This window comes from Dyadobacter sp. (genome assembly GCF_051859145.1).
GTDB lineage: Bacteria > Bacteroidota > Bacteroidia > Cytophagales > Spirosomataceae > Dyadobacter.
Map to the genome: position 1 here is coordinate 1 of NZ_JBHYGF010000070.1, position 12,268 is coordinate 12,268.

The following is a 12,268-nucleotide window of genomic DNA, read 5'->3' on the forward strand; positions in this document are numbered from 1 at the left end:
CCGTCGGGCGGCAACCACGCGAAGGTAGCGTCGTTCAGATTCCGGATCTGCGGCGATGAGGCACTGAGCTGAAAAGGAACATTGTATTCGATGGTCGCATCGGGCGTGACGCTCACCTGAATGTTCGGCAGCACCTCCACGCGCACTGTGTCCGAGACTGTACAAAAACCTTTGGTGGCAGTTACGATGTACTGCGTGCTGCCTGCCGGGCTTGCTGTTGGCGCATTGGATAGCGGATTATCCAGCCCATCAGCGGGAGACCAGGAGAAACGCTCGCCATTTCCGGTTGCTGATAATGCCACCGACTCGCCTGCGCAAACAACTGTATCCGCATTTACACTCAGGTTGATATCACTTTTGAAATCCACCGCGACGGTTTTGGCAACGGTGCATTCGTTCTGGTCTTTTACAAACACGCGGTAACTTCCTGTTGGAACTACAAACACGGGATCCGTCTGGTAGTTGACCGAATCGAGCGAATATTGGTAGGGTTCAACACCTTTGCTTCCGTTCAATGTGATTTTGCCGCCACTCCCGGTTTCGCAGGTGCCCGACAAGGAAGTAGCTTCCAGGTCCAGCGTACTGATCACAGCTTGTTTTCGGTTGTAAAGGAAGTTCCCGCAGGCATTGTTGACCACTGTCAGGGCAACATCCTTTGAACCGCCGCTATCCCAGCTAACCACGTAAGGTCCCATTCCTGATCCTGAGATAACTTTGGCGCCACCCCATTCCCAGTTGAAAGTGTAACCTGTTCCCGGTGCGGGAATAATTCCAGTGTAGGTAACCACGATGTTCTTGGGAAAGCCACAGCTTGGATTTGGTGAAATAGAAAAGTCGGCGTAGGTATTTACATTGGCCACAAAACAAATATCCTTGTAAGCCGCGTCTACGTCGCTTTGGGAAAAATATTTATTGCTAAAAGACAGGTAAGCAAAGTTAGCGGAGCCCGATTCACAGGATTTCAGCCTGTCGTCACGGAATATGTAAATAGGAGAGCCAGCCTTGCCTACATACCTCTTTTGTGCATCATTATAGGAAGTAAAAAGTGTGTTATTGACATACACATCCATGATTCCCGTTTGTCCGTTCCGCGTAAATGTGAGCAGGTAATAGGTGGATTTGTTGAAAAACGGACAAGCCCCGGCAATGCCCGACGGATAAAAGTCAATACAGCGGTCTTCGGATCCCGGTGTACTTTTGAAATAAATCCCTTCATCCAGTGCGCCGTTTGAGAAGTCGATAATGCGCGCCCAGGTAGTACCCCAATCCGTCACCTTGATGTACATCTGAATGGAATAGTTATCGGTAATCGCGCCTTCGTCATTGGGGTAGGAGAGCCCCCAGTTGAGCGTGTTGTGGTACACTGTCCTTTGTACGCCGCAGGGGAGCCGGTCATCGGGATAAGTACCGCCGGTGGTACCGGTTGCACAGGAACCCAGAGCCTGCACGGGCGTCAGTGCCGGTCCGCATTCAGGCTGGGCTACAAGCAGGTCTTTGTAAAAACGGTATGTGTGCCTCACAGACTGTCCAGCCGCAGTATCTATGAAGTAAAGAAAAAAGAGAAGAACAGGTAGAAATTTGAATCTCATAGAACAGCCACAACCAGAAACGATGAACGTGAGCGAACAGTAACAAAATTACTTCAAATGGAGGCAAATCAGTGAGGTGCCTGCATTTTTGTTTTATTCAAAATAAAGGGAAGTCTGATAACCAGACCTCCCTTCCCGATATCTTATCAACTTTAAGGCTCATTAATTGAGCAATGCAGGCTTTTCAGTGCGGATCATCAGGTTACGCGGAGCTTGCAGATCGTCGCGCAGCGATTTACGGAATGAGCTCACCGTTTTGGTTGCACCAACGCGCATGTTACTGCTCGCGGGAATGCCCATTACGTCCATTGCCTTCCGTAGCAAAGTTTCATTTTCATCGCCGAATGCAAGATAAGGTACTTTCGAATCCTCAGTCAGATAATCCGGCGTCATACCATTTACTGTTCCGTAATCTGATTTGTCATTCGCATTCACAGTCTGGCCGAGCATCAGGTATACACCCCAGTTCCATCTTTTCTGATCGTCGTTAATCAGCGAACCGAAGAGGTTTTTACCGGCCGTATTTTCACCAATTGTGATCACTTCCATATAAGGTTCAAGTCCGTTGATCACGAGCTCGCTTGCCGACGCAGTACCATTTGAGGTAAGTACAAAAACGCGGTTGAGGTTATTTCCGATATTGTTAGCCTCGCTTTGAAATTTGTAGTTGAGTGCATCAGCACCTTTCGTGCGCTGCCAGTATGTATTGTATTTGTCATTCCAAACCTCTTTATAAAAGACCTTGGAGGCAGATATGTTTTTGCCGATCAACGAAGCGAGCGTTTTGGCAGAGCTGATATACCCGCCTGAATTTAGGCGCAGATCGAGCACGAGTTCATTCACCCCTTTACTTTTGAAATCCGCAAATATCTGACGTAGCTCGTTGTCATACTTCTCTTCATCTGCGGCAGTTCCCGGCACAAACTGGGTGTAAACCAGGTACCCGATCGTTTTACCGTAGGCCGGTTTTGAAATTATGGAAGAGAATGCAACCGGATCCTCGGTAACCTCTGCTTTCGTGATGGAAACGGTATTGGTCGTGGCTGTAATCGAGTTACCCTGTAATTGTCCCAATGTAAGTGTAATGGTTTCACCATTAAGCAGCGTCGCGTAATTGCTGGCTGTGAGCTGGGTACCATTCACTTTGAGAAGAATATCGCCCCGTTTCAGACCAGCCGCAGCAGCCGGACTGCCTTTTACCACATAATTCAGGAACACACCAATGTTCGAGTTTCCATTATCAATGTAAGAGAGCGAGTAGCTGATCCCGAAGATCTTGCTGATTCCATTGAACTCATTTTGTAATGAGGCAATATCATTGGTTACACCCGAAAACCGGTCCACTGTGGCGCGTTGGTATACGAGCTTTTCAAAGTACTTGTAAGGGTCAGTACTCGCATCCAGATTGGCTTTGGCGGGCATTTCTTTATACCAGAAGTAGGCATCGTCCATGATCTCGTACAGCCAGTTGTTGACTGCAACATAGTCGGTACCCGCAGTAGAATCAGCAGCAGTCTCAATATCCGGCGCCACTTCCTTCCCCTTGCATCCTGCGGCGAGCAGCGCGGGCAGGAGTATGTAGAGCAAATTCAATCTTTTAACATTCAGCATATTAGTAGGTTTATATTTTAGGTAAACTACCAGTCATAAGCACGATCAGATTTAGCGTTACATTAACGAACCTGATCGGTATTACGTATGCATTCTGTTAAATGTGGCGATACGGCCACTAAAATCCTTCGCGTAGGCGCGGCGGAAAGCTGGGTTGTAACAAACTAGATCCCAGTCAAGCCTCTGAAAAAGTTTCGTGCGATGATGGCGTATTCCAGTGGGTTTGCTTTTGCGGGGTCTTGTTCGGCTTCGAGTACGATCCAGCCCTTGTAGTCGCTTTCTTTGATAATCGCGAAAAGAGAAGGGAAGTCAATGCAACCCTCCGGATCGCCCGGAACAGTGAAGACACCGTTTTTGACAGCCGTTAAAAAGCTCAGCCGCTCATCGTGTACCCGCTGCAACACATTAGGCCGAACATCTTTGAGGTGAATGTGGGCAGTTCTTCCAATGTACTTGGCCAGCGCCTCTACCGGATTTTCACCAGCAAAATGGAAGTGGCCGCAATCATAATTCAGGAATACATTTTCAGGATCTGTTTCGTTAAGCAGTCTGTCTGTTTCCTCGATAGTCTGAATGCACGTTCCCATATGGTGGTGAAAAGCAAGCTTCATCCCGCGGTCGCGCGCGATTTTCCCAAGTTCATTCAGCCCGAAAGTGAAGCTGTCCCATTCATCCTTGGTTTTCAGCATCCCTTTTCCTTCCAGCACAGGTACATCCATTCTTCCCTGACAGCTGTTGCCAGTCTCACCTCCGCCGATCACCTTCGCACCCATTGCTTCCAGGAAGTCAAGGAGCTCAGTAAAGTTCTTCCTGTTTTCTGCAAATGATTTGGTGGTCAGTTCGTAACTGTTCCATTGGTTGCAGATTTGCAAGCCCCGAAGTTCCAGCGCTTTTCTGAGTACATTAATGTCGCGCGGGAATTTGTTGCCGACTTCACAGCCCGTAAAGCCGGCCAGCGCCATTTCACTTACGCATTGCTCAAAAGTATTTTCACCGCCGAGCTCCGGCATATCGTCATTGGTCCAGTTAATCGGCGCAACGCCCAGTTTGATGTTCTCGAAGTTCATTTTTTTCATATGGAGGAAAGGGAGGAAGGAGGAAGGGGAGGAAGTACTTTCCGCCCGTTCGCCTTCAATCCAATCCTATAATTAATTGTTGTTAATAAAAACTTTTTTACTTCCTCCTTCGTCCCTTTCCTCCCTCCTCCCTTTAATCCCCTTTCAAAGAAAAATTCGCTGCGTCTTCTTGTTCTCCTGATAAGTCTCAAAAGCTTGCTGCACCTTTTCAGAAGTCGATACTTCTGCTATCGGGACTTCCCACCACGCGTGGTAGCCTTTTACGGTCCGGTACAAACTTGTTTCAATGTAAATAACGGTAACCCTGTCGCTCGTCTTCGAGGCGGCCAATGCAGCTTCCAGGGAATCCTTGTCAGTCGCTTTGATCACGTTTGCGCCCAGACTCTCTGCATTTTTAGCCAAATCAACCGGCAGGAAACCACCGGATAGCTGCCCGGAATTCTCTTCCCTGTACTGATACATGGTTCCAAAGCGCTCACTGCCAATGCTTTCCGAAAGTCCACCGATGCTGGCAAAACCGTTGTTGTTCAAAAGCAGGATCGTAAACCGCACACCCTCCTGGATTGCTGTAACAATCTCATTATTGTTCATCAGATAGCCACCATCGCCGCAAATCACGTACACTTCCCGCGTCGGATCAGCCATTTTTGCACCCAAACCAGCCGCGATTTCATAGCCCATGCAAGAGTATCCGTATTCGAGGTGGAAGTTCTTGGGATCGGTGGCGCGCCACAGTTTATGCAGGTCGCCCGGAGCGCTGCCAGACGCATTGATCATCACGTCGCGATCGTCCATAAAGCTGTTGAGCGTTCCGATTACAATTGCCTGATCGATCGGCGGCGTGGTACTGTTGCCGTCGAGGTAAATTTGCGTGACTTCATCGTCCCAGGCTTTGTTCATATCAGCAACACGCTGGCGGTATTCTGCCGACACCTCATAGTCGCCGATCAGCTCCGAGATCTCTTCCAGAACAACCTTCGCGTCACCCGTAACTGGTAACCCCGCATGTTTGAATGCGTCAAATTCGCAGATATTGATATTGATAAACTTAACCTCGGGGTTTTTGAAAATAGACTTGGAAGCCGTTGTAAAATCACTGTATCGCGTACCGATACCAATCACCAGATCGGCTTCATTGGCGATTTCAATCGCGTACTTGGTACCCGTCGCGCCCAGCCCGCCAATGCTGTATGGCGCGTCGTAGCGCACTGCGCCTTTACCCGCGAAAGTCTCCCCAACGGGAATGCCGGTTTTGCTGGCAAACTCGTGTAATGTATCAGTTGCGCCACTGTAAATGGTACCACCACCTGCCACAATCACGGGATTTTTGCTCGCTCTGATCCATTCAGCGGCTTTTTGCACAGTTGTAACATCGGGTCGTGGCCGACCTACGTGCCACACTTTCTTTTGAAAAAGGGACTCAGGAAAATCATAAGCGTGCGTTTGCACATCCTGCGGCATCGACAATGTCACCGCGCCCATTTCGGCTTGGGAAGTAAGCACGCGCATTACCTCGGGTAGAGAATAAATCAGCTGCTCCGGGCGATTAATGCGGTCCCAGTATTTTGAAACGGGTTTAAAACAATCATTAACTGAAATATCCTGCGTAGAAGCACTTTCCAATTGTTGTAAAACCGGGTTAGGCTCCCGCGTCGCGAAGATATCGCCAGGTAACAACAGCACAGGCAGCCGGTTGATCGTCGCGAGCGCCGCGCCGGTGAGCATATTGGTTGCGCCCGGTCCAATTGAAGTGGTGCAAACAAATGCGCCCAGCCTGTTTTTTACTTTGGCATAAGCAACAGCGGTATGTACCATGGATTGTTCATTCCTGCATTGGTAATACCGGAAGTCCGGATTTTCCTGCAAAGCCTGCCCCAGACCGGCCACGTTCCCGTGACCAAAAATGCCGAAGCAGCCTCCAAAATAGGGAACCTCCACGCCGTCGCGCTCGATATATTGATTTTTCAGGAATGTAATCGTAGCCTGGGCTACTGTAAGTCTTCTGGTCATAATCCTAAAATTTTCTGAATCTGGTTCAGGAGTTGATGTTCTTAAATTCTCCGGCCTTGTCTGTGCAGCCGAAAAGCGCAAATTTTTTCAGCATAAACTGCTTGTATTCTTCCATAAACTGCTTTCCTGGTGTGGTTGGGGCAAATTCGTCGGGACGGTCCCGGAAAAACTCGCGGTTTACCATGGTCCAGAGCAGCCGCGTATCCGTAGCAATGTTGATCTTGCAGATACCCAGCGGAATAGCTTTTTTTACCTCTTCTTCCTGGACTCCCTTTGCATCGGTTTTGAGCTTGCCGCCTGCCGCATTGATCCGCGTAATTACCTCCGGGATCACATTGGAGCCTCCGTGCAAAACGAGCGGAAAGCCGGGCAGTCTTTTCTGGATTTCTTCCAGAATGTGAAACTGCAAACCTTGTCCGCCCGAGAATTTGTAGGCCCCGTGGCTGGTACCTACTGCAATAGCCAGACTGTCACAATCCGTCGCATTTACAAAATCAACTACTTCTTGCGGATTTGTGTAAAAAGAATGCGCCGCATCGACTGTCAGATCATCTTCGACGCCTGCTAAAACGCCTAATTCGGCTTCCACACTGATATTTTTCGCGTGCGCTTTTTCCACCACGGTTCTGGTTCTCGCTACATTCTTGTCGAAACTATCATGCGAAGCGTCGATCATCACGGAAGTGTAGCCGCCTTTTTCAATGGCATCGAAGATATGTTTTTCATACCCATGGTCCATGTGAATGGCGTAGGTTACATCCGGGTAGATCCGTGCGGCGGCGCCAATCATTGAGAGTAGCATTTCGGGGTGCGCATAATCTCTTGCAAAAGGCGTCGTCTGAACAATAAACGGTGCCTGAGCTTCCTGCGCCGCCGCAAACAGACCGTGGATTTCCTCCATGAAAAACACATTCACCGCAGGGATAGCATAGCGGGAGTAGCATTGGGCGAAGAGTTGTTTTGTGGTTAGGAGCATTTTTTTTCTGGCTGTCGGCTTTCGGTTTTCGGCCTTCGGCCTTCGGCCTTTTTTGATCAGATTATTAATTTAGTATTGAGCCTAGCCGATAGCCGACGGCCAACCGCCGAAGTCTACCAAAACACCGCATACAACGCCGCTATAACCCCACAAATCAATATCGAACCAATTACAAAGCTTTGGCCGGGCATGAACATGGATTTTTCTATTTTCAGGCCTTTCGGATTGTTCCGGCTTTTGGGATCGGCGAGTGTAACTGCAACAATAATTGCGCAGAGTATCAGGAATATGTAGCCCATTCTATCGAGAAAAGGTACTTCCGGTGCCAGGAACTTCCCGGCGGTCGATAGCGGAATAGTGAGCAATGCGGCTGTTAGCGCGGCTGCGGAAGTTGTTCTTTTCCAGAACATTCCAAGAATAAAAATCGCGAAAACGCCCGGGGTAATGAAGCTGCTGTATTCCTGGATAAACTGGTAAGCCTGGTCAAGCACGCGCAGCTGAGGGGCGATCAGTACCCCGATCGCCATTGCCACGTAAATGGTATAGCGACCAACCCGAACCAACTGTTTTTCAGAAGCATTTGGTGCAATGTATTGTTTGTAAATGTCGAGCGTAAATATGGTCGAGATACTGTTTGCTTTTCCTGCCAGTGAAGCTACAATCGCCGCGGTAAGTGCCGCAAATGCCATTCCTTTCAAGCCAGCCATAGGTTGAGCAAAACAGGATATGCATGGTCGGGCTTTACAACACCGGCGCCATCCAGCATTTCCTGCTGGAACATGCCATTTTGATATAAAACAAAAGCAGCGATGCCCGGGATAACTACAATGATCGGGATCAATAATTTAAGTAAGGCAGCAAACAGGATACCCTTGCGCGCGGTAAGTAAATCAGCCCCAAGGCTTCGTTGAATGATGTATTGATTACAACCAAAGTAAGCCAGGTTATTGATCCACATTGCACCGATAATAACCGTCAAGCCTGGTAAGTCTTTGTAAAAGGGGTTTTCCTTTGGCAAAATCATGTGAAAATGCGAATCGGCCTGCTCGCGTAATAATCCGAGTGCATTAAAAATCCCTGGCTTGTTGAAATGCGTTGAAACAAGGTCCAATGCAAGATAAGTAGTGGCAAGCCCGCCCAGTACAAGTACAACCACCTGAACTACATCGGTATACCCAATCACTTTCATCCCTCCGATGGTGATGATTACAGCGAAAATCCCCAGTCCGATGATAGCGTAATTGAAATCCAGTCCGGCAGTAACTTCCAGCGCCAGCGCCCCGAGGTACAGGATCGAAGTCAGGTTTACAAAAACATATAACAACAGCCAGAAAACCGCCATAATCGTCGCGACGGTAGGATTATACCGCTCGCGAAGAAACTGCGGCATCGTGTAAATCTTGTTTTTGAGATAAACCGGCAGGATAAAAACCGCAACCACAATCAGCGAAGCCGCCGCCATCCATTCATAGGAGGAAATAGCCAATCCGATCGCGAACCCCGAACCTGACATACCGATAAAGTGCTCGGCAGAGATATTGGAAGCGATAATGGACGCGCCAATTGCCCAGAATGTGAGAGAACCTTCGGCAAGGAAATAATCTGTTGAACTGACTTCTTTTGCGGTTTTCTTCTTGTATATCCAATATCCGTAAGCTGAAACGCCTATCAGATAAATAAAGAATACAACATAATCCAGCGCTTGCAATCCGGTAGTGGACATTCGGGTATCAAGGGTTAGGGTAAAATATGGGTCATTGGTGGTCAATTGTTAGCATTTGTTGTTCGTGAGTCTTTGTTGATCTACGAAAATGACTGCTTACAATATATGACCACATGTGACCATAAATGACAAAAGAATGTCAAACTGCTCTTGCCTCTGCCATCTCCAACACCTCACTCATTTTTACACTTCTGCCTTCTGTAAGTGACCGCATTGCTGCAATGCCAATCGCAGTTGCCATCAGTCCATCGTGCGCATCGACAGGGGAGGGTTTGTCATTCAGCACGCAATCTATGAAAGATTTAAGGCAAACGCGGTAAGCAGTTTCATACCTTTCGAGGAAGAAATGCAGCGGTAATGAACTGTGGCCGCCATTGCTATCGAAGTGGATCAATGTGTCTGTCGTGTTGTTTTCCGCTTTGGCCATTCCCTTTGAGCCGAAAATTTCCAGTCGCTGGTCGTACCCGTAAACTGCCTTTCGGCTATTGTCGATCACGCCAATTGCGCCGTTTTCAAATGTCAGAACGATGACAGCAGTATCGATATCACCAAACTCACGGATCTCCGGATGGATTAACGCATCTCCTTTTACAAAAACCTCTTTTACCTCGCTGCCCACGATGTACCGCGCCATATCAAAGTCGTGGATTGACATATCCAGGAATATACCGCCCGATATTTTCAGGTATTCAACAGGAGGAGGCGCAGGGTCGCGACTGGTAATGCGAAGTATGTGCGGGTCTCCAATTTTGTTAGCCTCAACCAGCGTTCTTACATTGTTGAAGTTGGCATCAAAACGGCGATTGAACCCCAGCATCAGCTTTACCCCATTCTCATTCACCGCTTTCTCCGCGGCCTGAATCGCTTCCAGAGTTACATCCAGGGGCTTTTCACAAAAAATATGCTTTTTCTGTTGCGCTGCCGCCACGGTATATGGAACGTGGAACGGAGTAGGGGAGCAAACGATTACAGCTTCCACATCCGGGTGGTTGATCACATCGTAAGCGTCGGTCGTTACTTCTCTTACACCCAGGTTTCTCGCAAAATCATGCGACGCCTCCGATACATCCGAGGCAATAATCACTTCCGCATCTGGCATATGGTGCACCAGGTTACTTAGGTGGATCTGGCCAATCCGGCCCAATCCAATCACACCAGTCTTAAGTTTTTTTGTCATTTGAATATAACCTTGCCGTCGACTTAAGTCGACGGGTATGGATTGATGAATGATTTTTGTTTTTTAGAATTTCCTGTTCCATTCTTTCAGCCAGCGCTCTATCACCACTTTGGTTTGGGTGAAGAATTCGACAGCGTGTTTCCCCTGACCGTGGAGGTCGCCGTAGAAGCTCTCTTTCCAGCCTGAAAATGGGAATTGGGCAACCGGAGCAGCTACGCCGATGTTGATCCCGATGTTACCAGCCTCTGCTTCGTGACGGAACTTGCGTGCGCTGGAACCGCTGCTTGTGAAGATGCACGCCATATTTCCATATTTGCCGGAATTGATAAAGCGGATCGCTTCGTCGATTGTATTAATATGTACCAAACTGAGGACCGGCCCGAAAATTTCAGTAGAAGCAAGCTCGCCGTCGAGCGGGATATCTTCGATAATAGTCGGATTGATAAAGTTACCCTGCTCGAATCCATTCACTTTTGCATTCCGTCCGTCAACCAGTAAACGTCCCCCTTCATGTACCCCTTTCTCAATGAGCTGCTGGACGCGATTTTTGCTTTCACTGGTTATTACCGGCCCCATTAGTACATCTGTATCGAGACCAAAACCTGTCTTCCGGCTTCTCGCAGATTCCACCAGGCTTTCGGTAATGTCTTTGTGCTCACCTACTGTGATAATGGTGGAAGCCGCCAGACAACGCTGTCCTGCACAGCCATAAACGCTGTCGATCACGATTTGCGATGTCATTTCAATATCTGCATCTGGCAGTACGATGACTGGATTTTTGGCGCCGCCTTGTGCCTGGACGCGTTTTCCATTGGCCGCACCTTTGGAATATACATACCTGGCAACATTCGAAGAGCCTACAAAGCTGATCCCTTTAATAACCGGATGTTCCAGGATTGCATCCACCGTTTCCCTTGCTCCCTGCACCAGGTTCAGCACACCTTTCGGCAGGTCGAGTTGCTCCATCAGTCCCACGATCTTTGTCATCGTAAGTGGTACCTTTTCAGAAGGTTTGATGATATAGCTGTTGCCGCAAGCCAGTGCGTAGGGCAGGAACCAGAACGTGATCATTCCGGGAAAGTTAAATGGCGCAATGCACGCGCAAACACCCAGAGGCTGCCTGATCATGTACTCGTCAATCCCTTTTGCGATATCCTCCGAAAATTCTCCTTGGATCAGGGTAGGTGTACCGCAGGCATTCTCCACGTTTTCAATCGCGCGCACCATTTCGGCTCGTGCTTCCACGAAGGTTTTGCCGGATTCCAGTACGATCGTCCTGGCAATATCGTCCAGGTTGTCTTCCAGCAATGTTTTGAGCTTAAAAAGATATTGTACCCGTTTAGAAACCGGTGTACTTCTCCATTCCTGAAATCCTGCCTGCGCAGCTTCGGCAGCGTCCGCCACGTCCTGGTGATTACCATAAGGCACCTGAGCCAGCACTTCCTGTGTTGCCGGGTTCAGCACATTTTCGAACTGAGCCGAGTGACTGTTGACCCACTGTCCATTGATATAGTTCTGTAGTCTTTCCATGTTACCGATGTGGTGTCCCTACGGGACTTTTTTTGTTACCGATGTTTTGTCCCTACGGGACTGTCTTTTGTGTTACCGATTTTTTTGTACCTGCGTGACTGTGTTTATTTCCCTGTCTTGTCCTGAAAAAAGTGGACACGTTTGTGAAATGTTTACTTCTTCATCTAAGCTGCCTTCATTCGGTGTACTTCTTCCGGTGTTTTTAGGTTTAGTGACCAATGTGGCCTTTTTTCATTGTAAAGCTGGATCGCCTCTTTCACAGATAGCAGACACGTTCTTTTGCTGTTGAAGGTGGCATCCAGTAAAAACTCCTGTTTCAAGATCCCGTTTACCCTTTCAGCTAATGCATTCTCATAGCAATGGTTTTCTTCTGTCATGCTGATACAGATTTTGTTTTTACGTAATAGATTCACATAACCTTTACTGCAATATTGAATGCCTCTATCAGAGTGGTGGATCAGTGGCAGGCGCTTGTCGCGTTGCTTTAAGGCCATTTTCATTGCAACCAAACCGCCTTCGATCCCCAGACTGTCATTGAGCGACCAACCCACTATTTTGCGTGAGTAAGCGTCGGTC

8 protein-coding genes and 1 pseudogene are annotated in these 12,268 nt (G+C 48.4%); all 9 read right to left on the reverse strand.

Going from position 1 to position 12,268, the window contains the following annotated elements:
- Positions 1-1,589 (reverse strand): gliding motility-associated C-terminal domain-containing protein (locus ACTIE6_RS05555; protein ID WP_439555685.1); only part of this gene is annotated, 1,589 nt, incomplete at its 3' end.
- A 162-nt stretch (positions 1,590-1,751) separates the two neighbouring features.
- The gene (locus ACTIE6_RS05560; protein WP_439555686.1) at positions 1,752-3,176 is read right to left on the reverse strand and encodes a S41 family peptidase; all 1,425 of its coding nucleotides are present in this window, start codon (positions 3,174-3,176) and stop codon (positions 1,752-1,754) included.
- 188 nt (positions 3,177-3,364) lie between these two features.
- Entirely contained in the window at positions 3,365-4,267 is a 903-nt protein-coding gene (gene iolE, locus ACTIE6_RS05565; RefSeq protein WP_439555687.1) for a myo-inosose-2 dehydratase, read from the reverse strand.
- 153 nt (positions 4,268-4,420) lie between these two features.
- Positions 4,421-6,286, reverse strand: a complete 1,866-nt coding sequence (iolD, locus tag ACTIE6_RS05570; RefSeq protein WP_439555688.1) for a 3D-(3,5/4)-trihydroxycyclohexane-1,2-dione acylhydrolase (decyclizing) — start codon at positions 6,284-6,286, stop codon at positions 4,421-4,423.
- A gap of 25 nt (positions 6,287-6,311) precedes the next feature.
- Positions 6,312-7,262 (reverse strand): class II fructose-bisphosphate aldolase, encoded by a 951-nt coding sequence (locus ACTIE6_RS05575; RefSeq protein ID WP_439555689.1) that lies wholly within the window; start codon positions 7,260-7,262, stop codon positions 6,312-6,314.
- Positions 7,263-7,375: 113 nt separating this feature from the next.
- Positions 7,376-8,985 (reverse strand): annotated as a pseudogene (locus ACTIE6_RS05580) (sodium:solute symporter family transporter).
- Between the two features lie 139 nt (positions 8,986-9,124).
- Entirely contained in the window at positions 9,125-10,162 is a 1,038-nt protein-coding gene (gene iolG / locus ACTIE6_RS05585) for an inositol 2-dehydrogenase (RefSeq protein WP_439555690.1), read from the reverse strand.
- A 63-nt stretch (positions 10,163-10,225) separates the two neighbouring features.
- Positions 10,226-11,692, reverse strand: a complete 1,467-nt coding sequence (locus tag ACTIE6_RS05590; RefSeq protein WP_439555691.1) for a CoA-acylating methylmalonate-semialdehyde dehydrogenase — start codon at positions 11,690-11,692, stop codon at positions 10,226-10,228.
- Positions 11,693-11,856: 164 nt separating this feature from the next.
- Positions 11,857-12,268, reverse strand: a 412-nt coding sequence (locus ACTIE6_RS05595) for a transposase (protein ID WP_439555692.1), incomplete at its 5' end; no start/stop codon positions are given.